Annotated in this window: 24 protein-coding genes; all 24 read right to left on the bottom strand. The window is 38.7% G+C overall.

What is annotated here, in order from left to right:
* Positions 1-78 precede the first annotated feature (78 nt).
* Positions 79-1,095, bottom strand: a complete 1,017-nt coding sequence (gene galE, locus JFY49_RS00440; RefSeq protein WP_200223447.1) for a UDP-glucose 4-epimerase GalE — start codon at positions 1,093-1,095, stop codon at positions 79-81.
* Positions 1,088-2,761: a glucose-6-phosphate isomerase gene (gene pgi, locus JFY49_RS00435; protein ID WP_200223446.1), complete on the bottom strand. Its 1,674-nt coding sequence runs from the start codon at positions 2,759-2,761 to the stop codon at positions 1,088-1,090. Before pgi ends, galE begins: the two co-directional genes overlap by 8 nt.
* Positions 2,761-4,014, bottom strand: coding sequence for a nucleotide sugar dehydrogenase (locus JFY49_RS00430; protein ID WP_200223445.1), 1,254 nt, complete (start codon positions 4,012-4,014; stop codon positions 2,761-2,763). The genes pgi and JFY49_RS00430 overlap by 1 nt, the downstream gene beginning before the upstream one ends.
* A gap of 12 nt (positions 4,015-4,026) precedes the next feature.
* A complete protein-coding gene (gene galU, locus JFY49_RS00425; RefSeq protein WP_200223444.1) occupies positions 4,027-4,902 on the bottom strand; it encodes a UTP--glucose-1-phosphate uridylyltransferase GalU in 876 nt (291 codons plus the stop codon).
* Positions 4,903-4,926: 24 nt separating this feature from the next.
* Entirely contained in the window at positions 4,927-5,547 is a 621-nt protein-coding gene (locus tag JFY49_RS00420) for a sugar transferase (RefSeq protein WP_200223443.1), read from the bottom strand.
* A gap of 1 nt (position 5,548) precedes the next feature.
* Positions 5,549-6,688, bottom strand: coding sequence for a glycosyltransferase family 4 protein (locus tag JFY49_RS00415; RefSeq protein ID WP_200223442.1), 1,140 nt, complete (start codon positions 6,686-6,688; stop codon positions 5,549-5,551).
* Positions 6,678-7,772, bottom strand: coding sequence for a glycosyltransferase (locus tag JFY49_RS00410; RefSeq protein WP_200223440.1), 1,095 nt, complete (start codon positions 7,770-7,772; stop codon positions 6,678-6,680). The genes JFY49_RS00415 and JFY49_RS00410 overlap by 11 nt, the downstream gene beginning before the upstream one ends.
* Positions 7,773-7,775: 3 nt before the next feature.
* A complete protein-coding gene (locus tag JFY49_RS00405) occupies positions 7,776-8,765 on the bottom strand; it encodes an EpsG family protein (RefSeq protein WP_200223439.1) in 990 nt (329 codons plus the stop codon).
* Positions 8,758-9,837 carry a glycosyltransferase family 4 protein gene (locus tag JFY49_RS00400; protein ID WP_200223438.1) on the bottom strand — a complete coding sequence of 360 codons (1,080 nt, stop codon included), beginning with the start codon at positions 9,835-9,837 and terminating at the stop codon, positions 8,758-8,760. The genes JFY49_RS00405 and JFY49_RS00400 overlap by 8 nt, the downstream gene beginning before the upstream one ends.
* Positions 9,837-10,799: a glycosyltransferase family 2 protein gene (locus JFY49_RS00395; protein WP_200223437.1), complete on the bottom strand. Its 963-nt coding sequence runs from the start codon at positions 10,797-10,799 to the stop codon at positions 9,837-9,839. Before JFY49_RS00395 ends, JFY49_RS00400 begins: the two co-directional genes overlap by 1 nt.
* The gene (locus tag JFY49_RS00390; RefSeq protein WP_227609577.1) at positions 10,792-12,036 is read right to left on the bottom strand and encodes a polysaccharide biosynthesis protein; all 1,245 of its coding nucleotides are present in this window, start codon (positions 12,034-12,036) and stop codon (positions 10,792-10,794) included. The genes JFY49_RS00395 and JFY49_RS00390 overlap by 8 nt, the downstream gene beginning before the upstream one ends.
* 82 nt (positions 12,037-12,118) lie before the next feature.
* Positions 12,119-13,963 (bottom strand): polysaccharide biosynthesis protein, encoded by a 1,845-nt coding sequence (locus JFY49_RS00385; protein WP_200223435.1) that lies wholly within the window; start codon positions 13,961-13,963, stop codon positions 12,119-12,121.
* Between the two features lie 61 nt (positions 13,964-14,024).
* Complete coding sequence (locus JFY49_RS00380; RefSeq protein ID WP_200223433.1) at positions 14,025-15,194, bottom strand: DegT/DnrJ/EryC1/StrS family aminotransferase; 1,170 nt, start codon at positions 15,192-15,194, stop codon at positions 14,025-14,027.
* 35 nt (positions 15,195-15,229) lie between these two features.
* Positions 15,230-15,886: an acetyltransferase gene (locus JFY49_RS00375; protein ID WP_200223432.1), complete on the bottom strand. Its 657-nt coding sequence runs from the start codon at positions 15,884-15,886 to the stop codon at positions 15,230-15,232.
* Positions 15,879-16,487, bottom strand: a complete 609-nt coding sequence (locus JFY49_RS00370) for a sugar transferase (RefSeq protein ID WP_094148644.1) — start codon at positions 16,485-16,487, stop codon at positions 15,879-15,881. The genes JFY49_RS00375 and JFY49_RS00370 overlap by 8 nt, the downstream gene beginning before the upstream one ends.
* A gap of 153 nt (positions 16,488-16,640) precedes the next feature.
* Positions 16,641-17,180, bottom strand: coding sequence for a serine O-acetyltransferase (locus JFY49_RS00365; protein WP_180003610.1), 540 nt, complete (start codon positions 17,178-17,180; stop codon positions 16,641-16,643).
* A gap of 32 nt (positions 17,181-17,212) precedes the next feature.
* Complete coding sequence (locus tag JFY49_RS00360; protein ID WP_200223431.1) at positions 17,213-18,352, bottom strand: glycosyltransferase family 4 protein; 1,140 nt, start codon at positions 18,350-18,352, stop codon at positions 17,213-17,215.
* Positions 18,349-19,443 carry a glycosyltransferase gene (locus JFY49_RS00355; RefSeq protein WP_200223430.1) on the bottom strand — a complete coding sequence of 365 codons (1,095 nt, stop codon included), beginning with the start codon at positions 19,441-19,443 and terminating at the stop codon, positions 18,349-18,351. The genes JFY49_RS00360 and JFY49_RS00355 overlap by 4 nt, the downstream gene beginning before the upstream one ends.
* Positions 19,440-20,558 carry a glycosyltransferase gene (locus JFY49_RS00350; protein ID WP_200223429.1) on the bottom strand — a complete coding sequence of 373 codons (1,119 nt, stop codon included), beginning with the start codon at positions 20,556-20,558 and terminating at the stop codon, positions 19,440-19,442. The genes JFY49_RS00355 and JFY49_RS00350 overlap by 4 nt, the downstream gene beginning before the upstream one ends.
* A gap of 33 nt (positions 20,559-20,591) precedes the next feature.
* On the bottom strand, positions 20,592-21,140 hold the full coding sequence (locus JFY49_RS00345) for an acyltransferase (RefSeq protein WP_200223428.1): 549 nt from the start codon (positions 21,138-21,140) through the stop codon (positions 20,592-20,594).
* Between the two features lie 119 nt (positions 21,141-21,259).
* A complete protein-coding gene (locus tag JFY49_RS00340) occupies positions 21,260-21,829 on the bottom strand; it encodes an acyltransferase (protein ID WP_227609501.1) in 570 nt (189 codons plus the stop codon).
* A gap of 23 nt (positions 21,830-21,852) precedes the next feature.
* Complete coding sequence (locus JFY49_RS00335; RefSeq protein ID WP_200223425.1) at positions 21,853-23,025, bottom strand: lipopolysaccharide biosynthesis protein; 1,173 nt, start codon at positions 23,023-23,025, stop codon at positions 21,853-21,855.
* A 10-nt stretch (positions 23,026-23,035) separates the two neighbouring features.
* The gene (locus JFY49_RS00330; protein ID WP_200223424.1) at positions 23,036-24,058 is read right to left on the bottom strand and encodes an NAD-dependent epimerase/dehydratase family protein; all 1,023 of its coding nucleotides are present in this window, start codon (positions 24,056-24,058) and stop codon (positions 23,036-23,038) included.
* Positions 24,059-24,073: 15 nt separating this feature from the next.
* Positions 24,074-25,351, bottom strand: a complete 1,278-nt coding sequence (gene tviB, locus JFY49_RS00325; RefSeq protein ID WP_200223423.1) for a Vi polysaccharide biosynthesis UDP-N-acetylglucosamine C-6 dehydrogenase TviB — start codon at positions 25,349-25,351, stop codon at positions 24,074-24,076.
* Between the last annotated feature and the right edge of the window lie 133 nt (positions 25,352-25,484).

The following is a 25,484-nucleotide window of genomic DNA, read 5'->3' as shown; positions in this document are numbered from 1 at the left end:
AAGTTAAGTAGTGAGAAGTATGGCAAATACAAAATTTGCCATACTGTATTTAATGAATTTACACACTAAATTTAAATCTTAGTTGTATCCATTTGGATTTTGCTTTTGCCAGTTCCAGCTATCCTTCAACATATCTTCTAAACCATATTGAGGCTGCCAATCTAACTCTGCGATAGCACGGGCATTATCAGCAAATGAAGTTGCAACATCACCTTCTCGACGAGGTACATATTCAAAAGGTATCTCAACACCATTCACTTTTTCAAAAGTATCTCGAATTTGTTTTACTGAAATTCCATTGCCTGTACCAATATTCCAAGCACGGCATCCTTGTGTTTTTAAACGATGATTCAATGCGCATAAATGTGCATTAGCCAAATCGACCACGTGAATATAATCACGCACACCTGTACCATCTACCGTGTCATAATCATTGCCAAAAATTGACAACTTATCACGACGGCCGACTGCCACCTGTGTGACATAAGGCATCAAATTATTGGGTATCCCTTGTGGGTCTTCACCCATTTGACCACTTTGATGTGCCCCTACAGGGTTAAAATAACGCAGCAAAGCGATTGACCAGCGCTCATCTGCAGCCGATAATTTTTCTAGTAATTGCTCGACAATCAGTTTAGTATAGCCATAGTTATTACTTGGCATACCTGTAGGCATGGTTTCATTCAAGGGTGAAATATTGGCTTCATCATAAACGGTTGCCGATGAACTAAAGACCAACTTAAAGACTTGAGCACGCTCCATCGCTTTAACTAAGCTAATAGAACCTGAGATATTATTTTCAAAATATTTTAGTGGCTCTTTTTGGCTTTCACCCACAGCTTTTAAACCTGCAAAGTGAATCACAGCATCAATAGAATGATGCTGAAAAATTTGATCTAAAATTTGCTGATCGAGAATATCACCTTCAACAAAATCTAATTTTTTAGCTGCTAACGCTTGAACACGTGCTAAAGATTCGACAGAACTGTTGGACAAATTATCCAGTACAACAACGTCATGCCCTGCGCTCAAAAGTTGAATACAAGTATGTGAACCAATATAACCTGCACCACCTGTTACTAAAATTTTAGCCATTGGTTTTTCCTAACAATATTTGTAGTAAGCCTTGCGTTGAACCATCTAAATCCGAAATATCCTTTCGATTACCATTTAATATTGGAAGTAGCTGATTGGCAATTTCTTTGCCTTTTTCTACACCCCATTGATCAAACGGGTTAATGTTCCAAAGTACCGACTGTACAAAAACTTTATGTTCATACATTGCGATCAACATGCCCAAACTATAAGGATTTAGCTCTTGCAATAAAATGGTTGAACTTGGTTGATTGCCTTCATATTGTTTATATTCCGGCAAATCTTGTACTTCTTGTTGATCCAAAGCCTGATTACCAAATGCCAGTAAGCGCGATTGAGCCAAACAATTGGATAAGGCCAAATGATGCTGTGCCACCAGCGCCTCTGCATTATCGACATAGGTAAATTGTTGGGCCTGATAGCGCTGCACGGGCGCAATAAAATCACAACTCACTGCTTGACTACCTTGATGCAGCAATTGATAAAAAGCATGCTGCGCATTTGGTCCCACTTCCCCCCATATAATTGGGCAAGTATCCCAATCCACTTTTTGGCCACTACGCTGAATCGATTTACCATTCGATTCCATTTCTAACTGCTGCAAATAAGAGGCGAAATATTTCAAACGCCCATCATAAGGCAGTACTGCATGAGTCTGAATATCAAGGAAATTATTATTCCACGCACCCAATAAGCCCATTAATACAGGAATATTTTGTTCGAAAGGTGCCGTCTGAAAATGCTGGTCTACCGCATATGCGCCAGCTAACAGTTGTTTAAAGCCATCAACTCCAATCGTCAGTGCAATCGGTAAACCAATACATGACCAAAGTGAATAGCGACCGCCGACCCAATCCCAGAGCAAAAATTGGTTATCGGCTGCAATGCCCCATTCTGTCATTTTATCTGCTTTGGTAGATACGCCAATAAAATGATGCTTTAGAATTTGCGATTCTAGCCCAAGTGCTTTTTCGAGCCATAACCGCACTGTTTGCGCATTGGATAAGGTATCAATGGTCCCGAACGATTTTGAAGAAATAATAAATAGCGTGGTTTCGGGGCGAAGTTGATGCAATAAATCTGAAAGCTGACTACCATCAATGGTCGAAACAAAATGTACATCGAGTGGCTTATGTGTGGATTTTTTGAAATCAGATAAGGCATGACTCACCATCAGTGGTCCTAAGTCTGACCCTCCGACCCCAATATTCACCACGTCTTGAATGACTTCACCCGTTGCACCGCGGCATTGACCAGCATGAATTTTTTCTACCAAAGCATACATACGCTCAAGTTGTGTATGGACTTGAGCAGCTATTTTAGGATGCTGCGAATCCTGTTTTGGCAACCGCAGCGCCCAATGCATGGCTGCACGCTGTTCGGTATAGTTAATTTCTTCAGTAGAAAATAAACGCTTTATCCACGAGGTTAAATCTTGTGTCTGTGCCCACTGGACTAGGTTTTTGACAACAGACTGATTGATTCTATGTTTACTAAAATCAAAAACCACCGGTTCTAAAGTCACAGAAAATTTATCGAATCGTTGCGGGTCTTCAGCAAAGAGTTCTGTTAAATGCTTATTTTCAAATTCAGTTTTCAAACTATGAAGACTGCCTAAAACTGAATCTAAATTTTGTACAGCATAAGGTTGAATTTTAACAGCCATTAACGTCCTACCCCCATATATGCAAAACCTTGAGACTTCACATAAGCTGGATCATAAATATTGCGCCCATCCAAAATAAGTGGGTGCTGCATGGTTTTAAGCAATCCGGTATAATTTGGACTCCAATATTGTTTCCATGCTGTCAGTAAGCACAAAGCATGTGCATCTTGCACTGCCTCATATTGCTCTGTGCAATACATAAGATCAGGTCGCTCACCATATATTTTTTTAATTTCATCCAAGGCTTGAGGGTCGTGTAATTTAACTTTTACACCTTGAGCCCATAGTGCTGCCAACATGGCATGAATAGGAGATTGTTTCGTACTAGACGTTTTTTCTTTAAATGCAGCGCCCCATATCGCAACAGTTTTCCCTTTTAAATCACCATGATAATAATTCCATAATTTACGGAATAAAACTTCTTTTTGCTGCTCATTAATTTCCCAAACTTGAGCTAGTAATTGGCTATTTGCACCAACAGCTGACACCGTATGCGTTAGGGTCTGAATATCATGTGAAAAGTTTTCTCCACCAAAGCCTGCACCCGGATAGAGATAAGATCCTCCAATACGATTATCCGCAGCCATCCCCTGACGAACTGACTCAATATCAATGCCTAATTTCTCAGCAACCATTGCTAAGTCATTGATATAACTAATTCGTGTCGCCAACATGCCAGAGATACTCAACTTGGTAAATTCAGCATCTAAAATGGGCATAAAAAGATACTGCTGCTGACGTGGGAATAAAGGGCGTAAGAGTTCCTTAATTTTAATTTGAGCAACATCCGATGCAGCCCCAACAATCAACTGCTTGGCTTGGGCAAAGCTTTGTAAAGCGTTTCCTTCCTGAATCATGTCGGGTAAATAGACCCACTCATCTTCATGCAAAATTTTTGCAAATTTTTCTGTCCCATGCAGTCCTAAAGTAGACGCATTGATCATCAGTTTAGGGTGAATAATAGGACGTTGTTTGATGTTTTGAAGAATCTCAATACATTGCTTTTCTTCAACTGGGTTAAAACTGAAGAAATAAGCATCTACATCTAGTGGAATATCATTAAAGTCGCAGTATTTAAAAAAACTACTTTGTTGTTTATTGAGTAGATTTTTGACAGCTTCTTCTTGTATATAAACATGTTCGCTATCAGGTTTTTTTAACAATGTACACCAAAAAACGTGATGACCGCATTCTGCTAGCAAAGCAGCAAATACACTTGAAAAAAGTGTTTGTCCAAATACTGCAACCTTCATATCAATCTCTTTTTATAGTTTTAGTTCTTTGATCAGCGCTTTAAATTCCTCACCTAACTTTGGATGGTCTACGCCATAATGTAAAACCGCTTTGAGATAGCCCAATTTACTGCCGCAATCAAAAGTTTGACCTTTCATGCGATAGGCTTCCACTGTATCGGTCGCTTGCAAAGCTGCAATTGCATCGGTCAACTGAATCTCATTACCTGCACCTTTAGGCGTATTTTCGAGCAATTGCATGATTTTAGCCGGTAAGATATAACGTCCAACTACAGATAAATTGGATGGCGCAGTGCCGACTGCCGGTTTTTCGACAATGCCTTGCATGACGATGCTTTGACCTTCTGCAGGTATCGATGCAACATCGACAATGCCGTATTGATCTACCATGTGATCTGGTACAGCTTCAACCATAATTTGTGATGCATGGGTTTCATCAAAACGTTGGATCATTAAACTCAAATCATTGGTTTCCGATGAGTCTTTTACAAGAACATCTGGCAGTAATACTGCAAAACCATCATCCCCTACAACAGCTTTAGCACACAGTACAGCATGACCTAAACCTAGTGGCTGAGGCTGGCGTACACTGATTACACTCACATTTGGCGGTAAAATTTCAGTGATTTCTTTGAGTAAATCAAATTTCTTTTTATGTTCTAGAGTGGTTTCCAGCTCAAAGTTACGATCAAAGTAATTTTCAATGGATGCTTTTGAGGAGTGTGTCACTAAAATGATTTGTTCAATACCTGCTGCAACTGCTTCTTTAACTACATATTCAATGGCTGGGCGGTCAACCACTGTGACCATTTCTTTGGGAATAGATTTACTCGCAGGCAAAAAGCGTGTACCTAAACCTGCAACGGGAAGAAGGGCTTTTTTGATCATTACAAATAGTTCACTAATAAAAATTTATGACCTGATTTCATCTTTAATTTTTTCAGGATCGTTCCCTTGAAATAAAGAAGGGCCAACATGACCTGGTGCATTAATACCTTCGCGTTTCGTCATCACACCGACTGTTTTGAACATGATTTTAAAATCAACCCAAGTATTATGGTTATCTACATACCAAACATCGCATTTAAAACGCTCTTCATAATCAAGTTCATTTCGACCACTTACCTGTGCTAGACCAGTCATACCAGGCTTAACTTCCAAACGGCGAGCTTGCTCTGGTGAATATAATGCTACAAAGTCTTTAAGCATAGGTCGTGGTCCAACAACACTCATATCGCCCTTTAAGACATTTATGAGTTGTGGCATTTCATCTAAACTTGTAGAACGCAATTTTTGTCCAAAAGACGTAATACGCTGTTCATCTGGTAATGGATTACCTTCTTTATCCACTGCATCTTTCATCGACCGAAACTTAATCATTTTAAAAAGCTTGCCATCTTTACCCGGACGTTCTTGCAGAAAAAAGATTGGAGAACCTAAGTTTTTACGGACTTTAAATGCAACTAAGCAAAAAATTGGTGATAAGAGGATTAGTGCTATTAGTGAGATGACAACATCAACTAAACGTTTCATATCAGTCTTTAATTTCCATAATTTCAAATAGTTTTTTATTCACTTTAACAACATCAAATTTTTCACAGGCAATTTTATAACTTTCTTTGCCCATAATGTTGATTTGGTCAGGGTTTTCAATAAAAAAACACATTTTTTCTACAAGTGCATTCACATCCCATTTAGGAATTAAGAATCCATTGACCCCATCAATTACAGTATCACGACAACCCGGTACATCTGTCGTAATCACAGGACGGCCAATAGCCATCGCTTCTTGGGTACTACGAGGTACACCTTCTCTATAGGATGGTAGGACAAAAACACTCGAATTTGTGATCCACTCCTGCACATTAGCTACATAACCTGGATACTCAAATAATTTTTCAGCAATTAGTTCATCAAGTTTTTCTTGTTTCAAAGCACCTAAATTTTCATGATCAATCGCTCCAAGTACTGTAAAAGAACAATTAGGATATTTTGATTTGACAATACGTATAGCTTCAATTAGTTCAAATACCCCCTTTTCCTTTAGTAAACGACCAATAAATAAAAATTTAACGGGTTGGACTAAAGCCGTAGAAAATTGATAATTGTTTAAGTTTAAACCGATACCACCAAGGATATAAGCTTCAGGTTTTTTGAAGTTATAAAAATGCATTAAGTCTTTTTTATCATCTCGATTTAAAAAAATTATTTTATCCATAAATTTAAATGCGATTCTATATAATAACACTTGAATATTACGAACCAGTTTCGTTTTAAAGTTCTGCCCTTCTGGTTGATCGGTAAAAGTGTAACCTAGCCCCTCAAGCATACCGACGATGTCTGGAACTTTCGCTGCTTTAGCGGCAATAGAGCCATAAATAACAGGTTTCGCGGAATAAGATAAAACAATATCTGGATTTATACTTTTTATTTTATTAATTAGTTCCATGGTTGTTTGAATATCCGCAAACGGATTTAAGCCACCACGACTTAATTTGTAAGTCACTACGTCTGCACCTAATTCAGATAATTTAGCAATCCACTCAGCCGTATATTCCGAAACAAAAACGACAACGTCTATTTTTTTTACAATACACGCTGCTATAAAGTCTTTCCTAAAAATATAGAGATTAGATGCAGTTGTACCGATGATTATAATCTTTTTATTTTGCATATATTTCTAACCACTTCGTCACAATAATTTTTAAATCAAAATTTTTGCTTACATGCATAACCGCTTTCATATTATTTTGAATAACTTCTACGTCAGACAGATTAATTGCTCGCATCAAAGCTTGAGCCAGATCTAAGCTATTTTGAGGTTGAACTAATATTCCTGTATCCCCCATCACTTCTTTCACTCCACCACAGTCAGTTGCAACAACGTAAGTTTGACACGCCATTGCTTCAGCCACAACTAAACCAAAGCCTTCGAAAGAAGAAGAAAGAATAAATAAATCAGCAGCTGACATTAATTGTGGAATATCATTTCTTCTTCCAAGTAAGTGAACTTGAGTACTTAGTTTTTTTTCAGTAATGAGATGTTCTAATTCCGATCTTAAATCACCATCGCCAACTACAAATAAATAGATGTTTTTATGCTCATCATCTTGTTTCAATAAGATTTCAATAGCATGAAATAAATTGGGATAATCTTTTGCTTCGTGTAATCGCCCTACAGCCAACAGCATTAAATCATTGTCAGATAGTCCAAGGGCTAAACGCACTTCCAGATTTGCTTGTTCATTCCGTTGAAATCGCTCTAAATCAATTCCATTATAAATTGTTGTTATGCCATTTTTTGGAACTGCGCCAAGCGTCTCAAAACTGTCAGATGCAGATTGACTTACATTTGTTGTCAAGTCTGATAAATAATGTGTGGCCCTATACGCTAACATTCGGGCTTTTCCTCCCTCATTATTACTGTGCGCAGTGCAAATTAACTTTGGAATCGGGAGAAAGATACGAGATAAACGTGCAAAAATATTGGCATGAACCATATGTGCATGCACTACATGCGGTTTAAAAGTCTGCAAAAGATTTTTATATTTTTTATACGCAGAAGTAGATTGTTTAAGAGACTCTAATCCTAAATAAACCAATTCTATTTCATTACTTTTAGGTCGTACAACGACCTCACCTTTTAAATAGGCAATTTTAACTTGATGCCCACTTTGGAACATTTGGTTTGCAAGGTCAGCCACAACTTTTTCTGCGCCGCCACCGCCTAGGCCTGTAATTAAATATAGGATTTTCATTAATTAAATCCAATGCATAATTGTTATTGACTGTTGAATAAAACTGATCATTAACAAAGAGCTTGCCAAGATCCTATTTTTCAAACTCAACTGAGAAATAGCAATAATAATCAAAATTAAAACTGCCGTTAAAAACCTATATGGGTAACCGCCTGTAAAAAATGGACTAATTATGACTAGTGAAATAAAAACAATACTAGCCGCAACCTCAAAACTAATAATTTTTCTTTTATAAACATCAACAAAAAAAACCATCAATAAAGACAACCAATATACTGATGATAAATAGGAAGAGTTCCACTCATTACTTGAATAAATTTCTGAACGACGGTTATCGCCAATTGCTCCCAAAATCACTGAAATAAATGGACCGGTTAAAAATGCGAGCAAAAAACCAAATAAAACTAAAGAAACCAGTTTAACATCAATCCTATTAATTCTATCCAGTAAAATACTAATAAAATAAAATACCGATACAAATAACACCATTGATGTATGCATAAATATACAAATTAAAGTTAAAATAAAGAAAACAGCTAAATTTTTCCTAAAAAAGTAATATGCATAAAAAAACAATGATATTGCCAGTGCTAAACGAAGCTGACTAAAGTTAAATAGAATCAATAATGGGTGTATCAAAAAAATACAATAATAAATATTAGTTTTAAATATTAAAATTCGGACTAAAATAAAATAAATTAAAAACGGGATGAAAGTAAAAAAAATAAATTTTGATGACAAACCTATCGCACTTAAAAATGTTACAAAAAAGCCCCAAACCCACTCATTTTTCACATATGAAATAATATTTGAGAAACTATATTTTAAAGATTCATCATACATACCTAAATCAAGTAAATTCACATACGTAAATGCATCTATATCTCTATATCCAGAATAGTTACTTAACCAGGGAATACTGACAATTATTAATGCCAGAGGAAAAGCTAATAGCGAGTAAAGTTTTCGTCTATTAATAATTAAATTAATCACTCAATATATCCTGCCATTTTTCAGTAATAGCTTCAATTCTAAATTTTTTACTATTCAGGAAAGCTGATTTCACGAAATTTTCATATTTATCTTTAGTTGATATTACATCTAATATTGCAACAGAAAAATCAGATATCTGACTTAGTTTACACAAATAACCATTTTTTCCATTTAAGACTATTTCAGCAGGCCCTGTATCACAATCAAAAGCGACTATAGGTAAACCATAGCTTTGCGCCTCCAATAAAACCATAGGAAAACCTTCATTCCTAGAACTCAAACAGTATATAGAAGCATTTTTATAAAATGGATCAACATTTTTTTGCTGCCCAGAAAAAATCACTCTTGATTCAATATTTAGATCCTGTGTGAGCTGCTTTAAATTAGCCTCTTCTTGCCCACCACCAACTATGTTTAACATCCATCTTTCATCAATTTTTTTGCAGACAAGCGCCCACGCCTCTAACAACAAATCGAATCCTTTAATATAATCTAAACGCCCCACTGCCAATACAGTCCTATTTTCCAATGAGGGCTGATGGTCTAGATTTTGAAAAAGACTCGGATTTGCGATAACAGAGATTTTTTCTTTAATATTTGGATATTGTTCAACCCAAAAAATTTTATCCCGCTCAGTCAACGTCACTATTCTAGAACACCATTTCGCAGCCATCCAACGACCTAAATTGCGAAAACGTGATCCCAAATTAACTTTGAAATTAAAATGCTCCCAACAAATATGATTGATCTTCAATCCAAAACATGCAGGAACAGTAAAAACACAACTGATACTATCTACCACTATTAGCGTATCAATTTGATGTTCAATTAAATACTTCCTAATTCTTGAAATCACAGTCAATAAATGACGGCGCATTGAAATATTAGTATTGAACAAACTACTATTCTTAATATTTTCATGTTGTTCAAAAAAAGGAATATCATTACTACTGAGGGATAAGATATGAACTTGAAAATTTTTTTGAGCAAATTCATTTGCAATAATTGTTGTTACTCGTTCAGTACCACCTGAATGATCAATATTTCCTATTAAAAAGCAGATATTACCCATTATTTAACCTTAAGCTTTAACAATACTTGTTCTAAAACAAGAAAAACAACACCGAACTGATAAAATAACTTATTCCCTCGATTTTTAAGTGATTTTTCATTAAACTCACTTCCGTTGATCATTTTCTTTAGTTCGGACCAACGTTGTCTTGCTTGAAAAATGCCCTCAGATTTTAAGCTTTGTGTAATATAGTATTGACTGATAGAAATTAAACTCAAATTAAAATAGCTACATTTAGGAATATTATTAGTAAATAACTCAGCAATACCTTTTAAATCATCTAAGCTTTTTTCCGTAATTTTTGCAGTAATCCCTTGATCATTAAATCTATATCCTAATAAATATTCATTACTAAAAAAAATACTTTTAGAATCTAAAAATATAAATGGTGTCGTATAAGCATCTTCATAAAATTTACGAATAGGAAATTCGCGTTCTTTAAATAATTTTTTATGATAAACCCGCAACCAAGAGAACCAATTTGAAGTATTAAATACAAATTTTAAAATATCATCATTTATCAAACAATTACCAATAAAAGGACTATCAGGCATAAAGTTTACTTTTTCTTTTGAGGAGTCTTTGAATCGATACGCTTTAAATTGAATAAGATCTACTTCATTTTCTTCTAAAATTTTAAATACTTTAGATACGCACTCCTCTTCAAGAATATCATCCGAATCTAGAAACATTAAATATTTACCTTTTGCTTCTTGAATACCTGTATTTCTTGCACCACTTAAACCTTGATTCTCTTGATCAATAAAAACAAACTGATTTACTAAGTGAGCATATTTCTCAGATATATACTTGCGAGCCATTAACATAGAGCTGTCAGGTGTTCCATCGTTAACCAAGATTACTTCAAGGCCCTCAACTAATTGGCAGCACACACTCTCTAAGCACTCTATGATGTAGTTTTCCACTTTATAAATTGGAATGATTAGACTTAGCTTAGTCATTGCAAGTGTTCTTCCTATAAGTTGATAAAAGGAACATTCGTTTTTGAGTATCGAAAATAATTCCTTTTTTATAAAAATAATTAAATACAGTAAAAGACATAATTTCTGTAATTAAAATCGCTGTAATCGCTCCTTTTAGACCCCATAAATGAACAAATAGCGCTGTTAGAACAAGATTAAAAGTAACTAGATATAGTGTCTTTTTCTTTAAATAATCATATGCATTAAATTTCAATAAATACTTTTCTGCGACAGTAGATAAACCCGAAAATAGCGTAACCACTACAGTAAACAGTAAAATTTCATCAACACTTGCATACTCAGCCCCATATAGCCACTGAACAATATAATGTCCTGTCACACCAAAAAAAGCCATTACTGCAAAGCAAATAGCAACAATCATTACACTCAGTTTTGCAACCATTTTTTGGCTTTGCTCGAAGTCTTTTTCTATATAAATTTGAGTAAAATAAGATGAAATAATAGCAACGAGCACAAAGTAAAAACTATTACCCAGAGTCATTGCTACAGTATAAATCCCAAGGTCATACTGAGATTTCAGACCAAGGAATAACTGTGATGTCTTTGTAAATACTGCAACTGACAAAGAGTAAAAAATAAGTTTACGACCAATACTAAGCATAAATTTACGATATCTATTTACTCGCTCTTTTGTAACATGACCTTTTTCCAATTTAACTTTATTAAATAAATATTTTCGAATAAAAAAAGGTACTATAGTAATTAGAATAATCGGTACACTTAACAGTTCAACAGTAAGTTGAAATTTTGCAATACAATAGCGCACAAGCAAAGAGATCATTAGAGCAAAAATATTACAATATGCATTAACCTTAGATTGCAAAATAGCATTAAAGTAAATGATGTATACATCATGAACTGCAAAATATATCGCAATACTCGTAGCGACAGAAAAAATAAACGTAAGCTGATCAGCAAAAAAATAAATATAAACTAAAGTAAGCAAAGATAAAGAAACATACATAAAATCACGAATAATTTTAGTTGAATCAATAATATATTCACCTAGCCGTCGATTTTTAGCTGTCTTTTGAAAAATAATATTTTCTGAACCAAACATTGCAATCGTTTGAATAATTGCAAAAATCGAACTAGCGAAAGTTAACTTTCCAAAATTTTCTGGTCCAATATATTTAGCTACAAATGAAGTCACAAATATAAGACCAAATATCGAGACCAACTTTTCAGACATCATCCAAAGCGAGTTAGAAAATATTTTTTTTGACATTATTTATGTTCTGCATCTAATAAAGGGCTATTTTTTCATAAAATTCATATTAATTTCTAAACCCATCAACATAGTGTTTCAATCGACCAAACAAGTCACTCAAATTTTCATGTTGAGAGTATTTTTCAAACTGAATAAAAGTGTCATGCATTTCAGCATAGGTAAAAAACTTCTCGAAAGACTTTAATATCCTTTCATGATCCGTTTTTTCAGCATTTTCAGCATCAATTAACAACTCTTCATATAACTTTTCACCCGGACGTAGACCTGTAAATTGTATCTCAATATCACCTATACCATTTTCATCTATAGCTCGAAAACCACTCAAACGAATCATTTGTTTAGCTAAGTCTACTATTTTAACTGACTCGCCCATATCCAATAAAAATACATCACCGCCAGTCCCCATCGCACCTGCCTGAATCACAAGCTGCGCTGCCTCAGGAATGGTCATAAAATAACGCGTTACTTCTGGGTGCGTTACTGTAACAGGCCCGCCTTGAGCAATCTGCTTTTTAAACAAAGGGACGACAGAACCTGACGAACCAAGTACATTGCCAAAGCGCACAATACTAATTTGCGTTTTTGGATTCGTCGACGCTAGACCCTGACAATACAATTCTGCCATACGTTTAGACGCGCCCATGACATTGGTTGGACGTACCGCTTTATCTGTAGAAATTAAAACGAAGGTTTCAACATTTTGTTTTACCGCTGCATCTACACTACGCTGTGTACCAATGGAGGTATTATAAATACCTTCAAATGGGTTTGCTTCAACAAGTGGTACATGTTTATAAGCTGCAGCGTGATAAATCGTTTGCACTTTGTATTCTTGAATAATACGTTCTAATTTTTGCTGATTGGTGACAGAACCTAGCACTGGAATAATTTGTATATCAGAAGCCTGCAATTCGCGGTCGATTGAATACAAAGCAAATTCAGACATTTCAAACAACACGAGCATTTTCGGCTGATGCTTCACAATCTGACGGCATAACTCCGAGCCAATCGAACCGCCCGCCCCTGTCACCATGACCACTTTATTTTTAATATTTTTTTCTAACAGTTCAGGTTTCGGCGGTACAGGATCACGCCCCAATAGGTCGATAATATCCACTTCACGGATATCTGAAACTTTAACCTTACCATCGACCAGTTGGGTTACCCCTGGCAGTTCCATAATTTTGACATCTGCCGTATCAAAAGACTCAATAATCTCTTTTTTCCGTGCACGACCAACGGAAGGCATGGCAAGTAATACTTCTTCAATGCCAAATTTTCCAAGTTTTGCTTGCGCTTTTTTGGGTGAATAAATTTTTAAACCACTCAGTGACTGACCTTGTAAGGAGCGCTTATCGTCAATAAAACACACGGGCAAATAATCATCTGAGCGGTTTAAAGCTGCTGCAATTTGTTGTCCTGCCAGCCCTGCGCCATAAATTGCCACACGTTTACGGCTTTGCTTTTTGGCAAAAGTTTTAAGAGTAGCGTAGCGAATGACGGCACGGCTCCACCACATGTATGAAAACAGCATAAAGCCATACATGAGCGGAATACTCATAGGAATAAAGGCTAAACCAAGTTTCTTAACCGCATATAACCCAACAATTTGAATAAATGTCGCAATCGAGATCCGTAGCAAATAGTCTTCATTGAAGGAGCGTACAATCGCGCTATAAATGCCGAGTAAGGCAAAAATAGCAATGCCAAAAATACCGACATAAATATACCAAGCATCCAGCCCTTGCATGACCTGAACATTGGGACGTGCCAAACGTATGGCATAAGCAAGCCACATCATTAACGGTAAAACACAAATATCCATCAGCACCAAAACGATTTGTTTTTGGCGACGCGGTAATGATGCTATAGAACGGATAAAGTCTTTCACAAGATGCTCAAATAGGGTCAATAAAGCGAATGAGAGCGCATATTATACGCTCTTTTCAGGTTTAGATTTTTGCTATCACCGCTTGGATCGCATCCACGGTTTTCTGCAGGCTGTGCTCAGACAATGTTGGGTGTACAAGGAACATTAAGCTTGATGCACCAAGCTGTTTAGCTTGCGGCAAAGAATGTGCAGGACGCCAAGGCGTACCATCAAATGCTTTTTCTAAATACACTTCTGAACACGAGCCGCTAAAACAAGGCACATTCAATGCATTGATTTCTGCCATGATGCGGTCACGCGACCAATCTTCAGGCAAGGCTGAAGTATTCACTTGCACATAGCATTTATAGGCTGCATGTACATAGTCGCTAGAGGGTTTAACTACAGTAAAATAGGGGCTATTTTCAAAAGCGGCTTGGATGCGCGCCATATTAGCATTACGTTTTGCAGTCCATTCGGGCATTTGTTTGAGTTGCAGACGACCAATGACCGCCTGCATTTCCATCATGCGCCAGTTGGTACCAAATGAGTCATGCAGCCAACGGAATCCCGGCGGATGCTGAGTGTTGTAGACGCTGTCATAATTTTTTCCGTGATCTTTATACGACCACATTTTTTTCCACAGATCTTCATCATTGGTGGTGACCATGCCGCCTTCACCACCTGTAGTCATAATTTTGTCTTGGCAGAATGACCATGCACCAATATGACCGATTGAACCTGCCGATTTGCCTTTGTACTTTGCGCCATGTGCTTGAGCACAATCCTCAATCACGAAGATGCCTTTTTCCTCAGCCAATTGCATGATCGGATCCATATCACACATCCAACCTGCCAAATGTACACAAATAATCGCTTTGGTATTTGGCGTGATCACTGCTTCAATGGTACGGCGTGAGATATTTTGTGAATCCAGCTCTACATCAGCGAAAATAGGATTGGCGCCTGCAGTCACAATCGAGCTTGCTGAAGCCAAGAACGTCCGTGAAGTGACAATCACATCATCGCCTGCACCAATACCTAAGGCTTTTAATGCTACATCCAGTGCGACTGTACCATTGGCCACAGCGACGGCATACTGCGTCTGTGCAAATGCTGCAAATTCCTTTTCAAACTCACGGCACTCTTGTCCTGTCCAATAATTCACTTTATTGGATAAAAGGACTTTTGATACCGCATCGGCTTCTGCTTGAGTAAAGCTTGGCCAAGGTTCAAATGCACTGTTTAACATGGAGTTTTCCTAGTCCCAAAATCGAGTTTAAAAATCTATTTTTTCGTCACAATACGGGCAGGATTTCCCACCACTGTTGCGCCTGCAGGGACACTTTTGGTGACCACGGCACCCATGCCGACAATCGCACCTTTGCCAATCACTAAAGGCCGATCGGGGGTGCCCTGCTTAATCATGGCACCTGCGCCAATATAGGCATGGTCGTGAATATGAATATTGCCGTTGCATTTTATGCCTGGTGCAAAAGTAACGAAATCCCCAATCACGCAATCATGCTCGACATAACTGTATAAATTGGCTTGAAAACACTTACCGATTCTGACATTTGAGCCAATGGTGACAAATGGACTTAAAGCAGAGCCTTCATCGAGCTCTATTTGATCCATTAAAACCACATGGTCCGCGATGATCGACCAAAGCTGAATGCCATCCATCTTTAAACGCTGAGCGATCTTTTCTCGTACATGACTATTGGCAATCGCAATTTGCACGTATTTTTCTGAAGCCGTTTCGTTTAAAAATGTGAGGTAATTTATGGCACGATGACCATTTACGTCTGCAACCGATTCCAAGGCATCATCAATAAATACGATTTCTGAAGCATCGCTTTCACGTACTAATTGCTGACGTGCAACAGGCATTAAACTGCGCCCGCAGCCTGAAGCGCCATAAATTGCATAGAGCTTAGTCATCTTTAGGCTCCGAAGTACCCGTAAATTTACTTATGGTCGCTTCACCTTCGGCACTAATATCATCTTTAGACAATACTTTTTGTACCGTTTTCAGCATGATTTTAAAATCGAGCCATAATGAACGGTTTTCGACATACCATGTGTCTAGCTCAAATTTCTTTTCCCATGAAATGGCATTACGACCATTCACTTGCGCATACCCTGTGATGCCCGGACGCACGTTATGACGTTTGGCTTGTTGCTCATTATAGAGGGGTAAATATTCCATCAGCAGTGGTCGTGGCCCGACAATGCTCATCTCGCCTTTAAGCACATTCCACAGTTCAGGCATTTCATCTAAACTGCTGGAGCGCAGCATTTGACCAAAGGGTGTTAAACGCTCACTGTCAGGCAAGGAATGACCTTGTGCATCAACCGCATCTTTCATACTACGGAATTTGATCATTTCAAAAGGTTTGCCATTGAGCCCCGGACGCACCTGACGGAACAACACGGGTGAACCCAAATTTTTTCGCACCTTATATGCCACAAAAGCATATACAGGAGACAGCAGCACCAGCGCAGATGATGCAATAACAATATCCAATAAGCGCTTTAACATGGTTCACTCTTAAGATTAGATGAAAATGGGGGAATGGTATCCATTTATAGCAATGATTATACCCTGTTCGAGACCATCAGATTTGTAAAATATTTCAACCGTCAAAGGGACTCAAGTATTGCCCATTCCAAAAGATCCCGAAAATATAGTCGTTTAGAGATCGGTCCAACGACGATTGACTGCATGACCCGGGTTATTCATGCTGATCACCTTCGCGTAGTTTCCTACCGCAGTTGCATTTTCAGGAATATCTTTGGTCACAACGCTGCCCGCACCGATAGTGGCATTATTGCCAATTTTTACATGCTCAATAATGCAGACATTTGGCCCAATATAAACATTGTCACCAATTTCTGCTGCTTGACGGCCGCCATTGGCACCAATCGTTGTAAATTGCGATAAATTTACATTATTGCCAAGCACAGTCGTAGGGTTAACAACCAGCGGCCCGCCATGACCAATAAACAGACCATATCCAATTTGAGTTGTGGTATGAATATCTATGCCGTACTGCTTTTTTTTATAATAATAAATGGGATAAGCCAACTTTGCCCAAAATGATTTTGCACTGGCCAAACGCAGCCAAAATGAAAAATTAAAACCACGATTGAAAAAATAAGTTTTCAAAAATGATTTAAAACCAAGATTGCCCGTATAACGGTATAAATCACTTTTTATATATTTTAAAGTCATCTGGATCGCCTCTTAAATTGGGTGAATCGCCTTTAATGGATACCCATTTCAGCCAGCATATGCTTATTCACTTGATGCACATCATATTTATTCAGCGCAATTTCTCGCGAACGCTGTCCCATATACTCAATCAGTTTTGGATCTTCAATAAAGTATTGCATGCATTGCACCAAATCATCTACAGACTTCACTCCGACCAAATAACCATTCACACCGTGCGATACCGTTTCACGACAACCTGGTGCATCGGTGGTAATAATCGCCCGCCCCATAGCCATCGCCTCTAATACCGTACGTGGCGTACCTTCACGATAAGAAGGCAACACATAGACCGAACTTTGGCTAATCGCAGGACGTACATCACTGAGCTTGCCCCAATATTTGAGGCGATCATCGGCAATCCATTCATCGAGTTCGGCTTTAGAAATAGCTGATGGATTATCATCAATCCAACCGACCAAATGAAATTCCGATTCAGGATATTGTGCTTTGATGATGCGCGCCGATTCAGCATATTCGCGCACACCTTTATCACCCAAAAGCCGAGCAATAAGTAAAAATGAGGCTTTAACTGTCCCCACATCATTTTGCGGTAAGGGCAAGACATCAAAGTCTTGCACATTCACCCCTGAACCATTCACCACCACCGTCGGCTTACTAGCATCCAGTAAGTGCATGTCTTGGAACAGCTTTAAATCGTCTGGGTTTTGGAAAAAAACTTTGTCGCTACGTTTGAGCGCTTGCGCATATAAGCCATGCACCAGTTTTTGAAATAGACTGCGCTTACCCGCTTCTACATTTTGAAAGGCATAACCCAGACCAGTAATTAAAGCAAAGCGATGTGGTACTTTTGCAAGCCATCCAGCCAGCGTGCCGTAAATGACTGGTTTAATGGTATAAGACAGCACATAGTCAGGCTGAATTTGACGGATTTGCTGATAAAGATGTTTTAACAGTTTTAAATCTGCCAGTGGATTGGTGCCTGTGCGCTGCATCGGAATATCATGCACGGTGTAGCCGAGCGACTGCAACTGTTGATATTCGTCAAGGAACGTACTCAGCTCAGGTGCCATGATGTGAATCTCATAGCCTTGATTTGCAATCGCTTCTAACAGCTTGCCACGGAAGTTCAGTGCAGAGGGCAAATAACTGCATATCATTAAAAACTTCATGCCTGTTGGCTCCACACCTGCATATATTGACTGCTGACCGTTTCGATACTGAAATTCTGTTCAACCCGTTCACGCGTTGCTTGTTTTAAAGCGTGTTTTTCTGCTTCTGTTTTTTGCACATACACCAAAATTGCATCTGCCAAAGCTTGTGCATTGCGTGGCGGTACAATTGCACCTAAGTCCTGCACAATGTATTTAGCATCGCCAACATTGGTACTAATACATGGCACCCCTGATGCCATCGCTTCAACCAAAACATTCGGAAAACCTTCGGTAATTGAAGTCATGAGGAATGCATCAATCGATTGATAAAAAGCAGGCATATCTGAGATTTGATCCAATAAATGGACTTTTTGACTATCCAATTGATATTGATCGAATAAAGCCTTTACTTCAGGATTCTCTAAACTCGCTCCGCTACCTGCAATTTTAAAGATGATGTCTTGATCCTTGAGTAAGCCCATGGTTTCAAATAAATAGGGGTAGCCTTTGGCCGTGTGATAACGCCCTGCAAAACCAATCACGATTGGTTCATGCAATTGGGGATTAGGCTGAAATTTATCGAAAAACACGCCATTGGCAATCACTTGGCTATTGCCATTTTTAAAGCCGAAGGCCTGATGCTGCTGCATAGACGAATGCGCACAATAAATAATAGCACTAGGTTGCTGTGATAGTATTTTACTTATGCCCAAGGCAATCTTGGTGCTGATTGATTCATCTTTAGGAGAAGCAAGAGAATGATGAATACCCCATACGACCTTTGGTTTTTTCGCTAAACCAATAACACTGAGACTGGTCAATGCATTGGCATGGTACATCCAGCATTGCACCGTTGCGGGCTGTAGCTTTTTGAGTAATGCGCGCAGCTGACTCACCGTACTCAGCGTATTTAAACCATTCCAACCGAGCGCATAATGCGACTGACAACGCTCTAAAGTACTTTGATACACATTGGAAGTTTTCATCAGTGCAATGATCACGTGCTGATAGTCATGTTCAGTTTGCTGAATTAAGCGTGCCAACATCATTTCGGCACCACCCACGCCTGCAAAGTTGGTGATCACATGTACCATCAAAGGTTTGCTCATGCCGCCGACTCCATCATTCGCAAATACTGCTTGAGCACGGTTTGCTTATGAAACTGCTGAATATGTGATTCAAAATCAGCATCTTGATATTGCACATAATCTGCAAATATCGCTTGCTGCATCGCCTGGGTTAAACCTGCCTGATCATTACATTCAACCAATAAACCAAACTTAGAGTTTTCTAGAATTTCCATTGGTCCACTTGGACAGTTGGTACTCACCACTTTCACTTTAGAGGCTAAGGCTTGAATAAGTACACCCGGCAAGCCTTCCCAATTCGAGCTTAAAACAAATAGCGATGCATATTTAAAATAAGCGTATGGATTGGCATCAAAGCCCGGCAAATCCACCACGTCTTTTAAACCCAATTCAGCAACTAAAGCTTCAAACTCTGCACGCAGTTCGCCCTCACCTAAAATCAATAATCGGGTTTCAGGATGCTGATCATGCAAGGCTTTAAAGGAGCGGATCAGAAAACCAAAGTTCTTTGCTTCAGTGAGACGCCCCACTGCCAAAATCACTTTATGGTCACCATTTAAAAATTTGTGTGTGACTGGCGCTTTGAGTTTTTCAAAATAGGCATCGTCCAATACAGGGTTATAAATCGTGCTCAGATTATTATTTTTATAGCCATAATATTCACGAAAATCGGCTTCTACGCCTTTAGAGACACAAACCACTTGCTGTGCCATGGGATAAGTCCAATTCACCAAAGTTTTTAAAACGAATTTAGCGAGACCCTGTAATTTCAAATTTTTAGAAGGCGTCGATACTTCACGGAAGATTAATCGCGTTTTAACACCTGCGAGTTTTTTCGCAATACCTGCCACAATATTGGTGTGGGTTTGCGTTGCGACTAAGCAGTCGTATTGCTCAGCTTTCATTTTTATTTTTAAAGGCGTGATGCTATTCATCACCCGACCGCAATTAAAATTCACCAACTCAATTTTCGGACTGACTTCAGGCAAGAGTTTGGCTTTGTCACCTGTGACATCACACACGCCCAAATGAATATTGAGACCTTGTTCTGCAAAGCTATTGGCAAGTTGAATGACTGTACGTTCTGCACCGCCACCGCCCAAGCTTGGCAAAAAGAACATGACTTTATTCAACATATGCAGACCTAAATTTTATGAAATGGGAGAATATTAATGCGGTGTTTTTGAGGCTTGAATCGCCATGGCACGCTCAACACGCTCACGATAATCCGTGATACCTGCCAGCTCACTATCACTGGCACAGGTGCTTTGAATTTTGGCTTGATAGTCGACAAAACTGGATACCACTTTGGCAGGTACGCCAATCGCCACACTATGATCAGGAATGTCTTTGGTCACCACCGAGCCTGCGCCAATCACCACGTTGGAGCCAATGCTCACACCGGGCATAACGATTGTATTGACCCCAATAAACACATGCGAACCGACTTGAATTGGTGCAAAGCGTTGGTAGCGTTTACCTTGCGCATCTTTCACCAAACAGGTACTGCCATCATGAGTAATAAATTTCACCCCTGAAGTAACCGTCACATGATCGCCAATGCTGACCAAAAATGGTTCTGAGCCCCAGCTTTTAATATAAATTCGGCAGTTTTTCCCGACTTTCACACCTTTTTTACGTGCATAAGCCACACTGCCTTTTGCCATAAAATAAGCCAAATCAAACAGCTGTCGAAAAGCAGAAATCATAAATGACATACACAATACCTGAATGAGGCGAGGCAACTTAAAAGGAGGAAAATAAGTCAGCTATTTTACGCTGAAAATCCACTTTACGATATGGAAACCGCAGTCACGATGCAGGATGAAAAATAAGATCAGAGCGATTTGATTTTTCTAGCAGGACTACCGACATAGACACCTGATTCGTCCAAAGGTTTCGACACAAGGCTACACGCGCCAATCACCGAATCACTTGGAATTTTCACACCATCAAGTACCGTCACCCGCGCACCCAGCCAAATATTTTCGCCTAAACTGACCCCTTGTTTAGTAATCGCATCTTTCACCAATACATCAGGTTCACCAAATTTATGATTGCTGGCAATGATGATGCTTTGCGTGCCAATACGGGTGTTATCGCCAATGCTCACACCGCCACAGCCATTAATAAATGACTTCGAGTTAATGCTGACGTCTTGACCAATCGAAACCTTGCCACCAAAGCATTTGATGTAACAACTTTCACCAATAAAACTGTTATCCGCGATTTCTAGAATTGCACCTTGCTCGACAATTAAACTGACATGATCGCCTATATAAACATTCTGACCAATCTTCACTTGTCCACTAATTTCGACCGTACAAGCTTTACCGAAATAACGAAATTTCGTGCCAAAAGCCAGGTTATAAAATTGCTGACGGCATTGTGCAGTGAACCAATTCATCAGTTTTAACAGTTTAAAAAACATCAGCTTTTGTTTCTCCACACCACATACAAAATGGCAAAGTTATAAATGATTAGCGCCACAGGCACCGCCAAGAGCATATAAATTTTATCAGCACATAAAACATATAAGCCTGCAAATAAAGCGAACTTAATCATGAGTTCTACGATTTGCAGTTTAAATAAGACTTGGCTATTTCGCTTAGCAATTAAATAAGCCGAACTTGGCGGATTACAAAAAACCGCCCAATAGCCCAAAGCCAAAATTTGGAAATAAGTTGAGATCCCCACCCATTCAGAACCAAAAATCCAGAGATATACCGATTCAGGCAAGATAAAGAAAATTGCAAAAAGAGGCAGTGACACCAAGCTTAAAAGTACACTTGCCTTTAACGCATTCTTATTTGAATCCGGGCTTTTAAACTTACGGATAAAAAACTGACGTAAAGTTTGTGAAATTAAATTGATCGGAACACGTAAAGTCCGCTCGACAATGGCATAAAAACCCATCGCCTGCACACCCACAAAATGCGACACCATATAATACGGTAAGTTATGTGAAAAACTATTCAGCAAGGCGTGAGGCGTATTGGCATAGATAAAATCTTTATAATGTTTAAATGCCTGCCAACTGACTTGATAGAGCTGATACTTCAATATGTAGAGCAACATCGCCACGATCATCAGGATCGAACTGACATTATAGCTATTCACCAAACTGATCTGCATGAACAGTGGCAAACTCAGTTGCACTACAACCACAATCGCACTTCTAAAAATATTTAAGCCTGCACAAAAATATTCTTTATGCGCAGCAAATTGATAATTATAAACGCTCTGAAGCAAGGTATTGGCAAGCACACCAGTTGCCACAGCAAACGCCATTTCAACATTTAAAATCACGCTGATAACGATGCTACTCATCACAGCGATTACTGTTGAGAATACAGCCCCTTCAAAAATCAGGCTTTTTTTATCTTGTTCCTCAGCGACCAACAGCGCTTGATCTAAACGCAAATTGGCAACGGTCGATAAAATACTGACAACCGCCAATGCAATCCCGTAAGCACCAAAGTCAGCAACAGAATATAGGCGCGTTAAAACAGGAAGTGCGATAAATGTCATTATCGCACCTACGAGTAAACTGAGTGTGATCAGTCCAATAGACTGATATTTTGCGAAGAGTTTCGCAATCATCGGTTCAAGATCATTTTAAGTTGTTTACATACCAACGCATCGCGAATTGAATACCTTCGGCAATTTTAAACTGCGGCGCATAACCTAAGCCTTGCTCAATTTTGGCAATACTGGCTTGCGAATGACGTACATCACCTGCACGGAATTCACGGTAGACAGGATCACGCTCAAATTGCACGTCATTTTCAGCAAGTGCCACTTGAATGGCGCGATATAGCTCATTCAAAGTCGTGCGGTCACCCACAGCCACGTTATAGACTTGGTTTTTGGCTTCATCAGATGCAGTTGCCGCCAAAATATTGGCTTGAACTGTATTATCGATAAAACAGAAATCACGGCTAGTTTCACCATCACCATTAATGTAAACATCTTCACCAGCGATCATCGATGCTGTCCATTTCGGAATTACAGCGGCATAAGCACCGTTTGGATCTTGGCGCTGACCAAACACGTTGAAATAACGTAAACCAATCGCTTTAAAACCGTAGCTACGTGCAAAAACATCGGCATATAGTTCATTCACGTATTTGGTCACTGCATACGGCGACAATGGATTACCAATATTTTCTTCTACTTTTGGCAATGCAGGATGATCACCATAAGTCGAACTGCTGGCTGCGTATGTAAAGCTGGCAACACCTGCATCACGCGCAGCAGTGAGCATATTTAAGAAACCGCTAATATTGGTGTCATTGGTGGTGATCGGATCGGCAATCGAACGCGGTACAGAACCTAAAGCAGCTTCATGCAAGACATAATCCACGCCAACACAGGCTTTTTGGCAGTCGGCAAACTGGCGAATATCGCCTTCAATAAAACTGAATTTCGCCCATTGTTCAGCTGTGACTAAGCTTTGCACTTCATCCAAATTATGCTGATGACCTGTAGCAAAGTTATCTAAACCCACTACGGTTTGGTTGAGCTTTAATAAAGTTTCAAGCAAGTTTGAACCAATAAATCCAGCAACTCCAGTTACCAGCCATGTTTTAGGCGCTGTTTTAAGGTTTTCACATACCTGTTGATATTGATTCATTTTGGTATGGTCCTCTTACAAACGAAGATCAGATTCGGCTTGAGATAACACGTATTTCAAGTCATACAGCACATGATCAGCTTTACCCAAGGCACGGATCGCATCTACGCCCATATCTTTAAATTGATGATGTGCAACGGCCAAAATTACAGCATCATACTTGCCACTTTCCAGCACCTGTACAGGGCTAATGCCGTACTCATGTTCAGCTTCAGATGCGTCTACCCAAGGGTCATAGACATCAATCTGAGTGTGATATTCTTTAAGTTCATTGACGATATCAATAATTCGAGTATTACGAATATCTGGGCAGTTTTCTTTAAAACTTAAGCCTAAAATGAGGACTTTGGCATCTTCAACTTGAATGCGTTTTTTCAGCATCGCTTTAACAAGCTGCGTCACCACATATGCGCCCATGCCATCATTTAAACGACGTCCTGCCAAAATAATTTCTGGGTTATAGCCAATCGCTTGCGCTTTATGAGTCAAGTAGTACGGGTCGACACCAATACAGTGACCACCAACCAAACCTGGACGGAATGGAAGGAAATTCCATTTAGTACCAGCCGCTTGTAATACAGCTTCCGTATCAATGCCCATTTTATTAAAAATTAAAGCCAATTCATTAATTAAGGCAATATTCACATCACGCTGGGTGTTTTCAATCACCTTGGCTGCTTCTGCAACCTTAATGCTGGCTGCTTTATGTGTACCTGCCTCAATAATCAGGTTATAAACTGTATCAACATAATCAGCAACTTCTGGTGTTGAACCCGAAGTAATTTTTAAAATATTGGTCACACGGTGCAGTTTATCACCCGGGTTAATACGCTCAGGGCTATAGCCTGCATAAAAATCCTGATTGAATGTTAAACCTGAGTTCTTCTCTAAAACAGGAATACAAACTTCTTCCGTTGCACCCGGATAAACCGTTGATTCATACACCACGATATCGTCTTTTTTCAGCACTTTCGCAATGCTTTCTGAGGCTTTCACCAACGGAGTTAAATCTGGTTGTTTATATTCATCAATCGGGGTTGGAACAGTAACAATAAAAAAATTACAGTCATTTAAGTCTTCTAAATTTGCGCTGTAACTTAATTGAGCTGATTGTGCTAATTCTTCAGGAGAAACTTCTAGGGTATGATCACGTCCGCTACGTAATTCATCAATACGCTTTTGATGAATATCAAAACCCACAACGGGAACTTTTTTTCCAAACTCAACAGCTAGCGGTAAACCGACATAACCTAATCCGATTATGGCAATTTTTAATTCGGAGAGTTTTAACATACTGAAGCCTATGTCATCGATGAATTATCAATCATCGTTATGTTGTAAATAGCGTTAAATTATATCAGAAAATCAAATTTCGATTGTGTAATGATGTTCTAAACATACATAAAAAGTCATACTTCCCGATTCA

Origin of the sequence: Acinetobacter sp. CS-2 (assembly GCF_016599715.1) — a bacterium.
In the GTDB taxonomy this organism is placed as follows: Bacteria; Pseudomonadota; Gammaproteobacteria; order Pseudomonadales; family Moraxellaceae; genus Acinetobacter.
Note: the sequence above shows the minus strand (reverse complement) of the source record. Positions and strands in the feature narration are given on the sequence as shown.